Genomic DNA, 285 nt, shown 5'->3' with positions numbered 1-285 from the left:
GGTGGCGCATACCCAGGTTGTAGGAGCAGTTCAGCATACCGCAGTAGGCGTCGCCGCGGCCGTTGATCATATCGCCGTCGCCCTCGGCAGCCGCCACGTACATCACGGGGCCGTGGAAATACTTGGCCAGCAGGGTTTCGGGGGTTTCGGGGCCAAAGTTGCCCAGGAACACCGTCAGGGCGTTGCAGCCCGCGGCCTTTACTTCTTCCACGGCTTTGAGCATATCGGCTTCGTTTTCCACCGTGACGCTGCACTCATAGGGCTCAAAACCTTTGGTCTTGCAGG

The 285-nt window shown here is 60.7% G+C and carries 1 pseudogene; it reads right to left on the bottom strand.

The features are described from left to right. Positions 1 to 285 (bottom strand): annotated as a pseudogene (locus H6B10_RS16115) (fucose isomerase); the annotation flags it as partial.

The sequence above is a fragment of the Gemmiger formicilis genome (assembly GCF_016901605.1).
Taxonomy (GTDB): Bacteria; Bacillota; Clostridia; order Oscillospirales; family Ruminococcaceae; genus Gemmiger; species Gemmiger formicilis_B.
The sequence above is the reverse complement of the archived record's forward strand: the minus strand, read 5'-3'. Positions and strand labels throughout refer to the sequence as shown.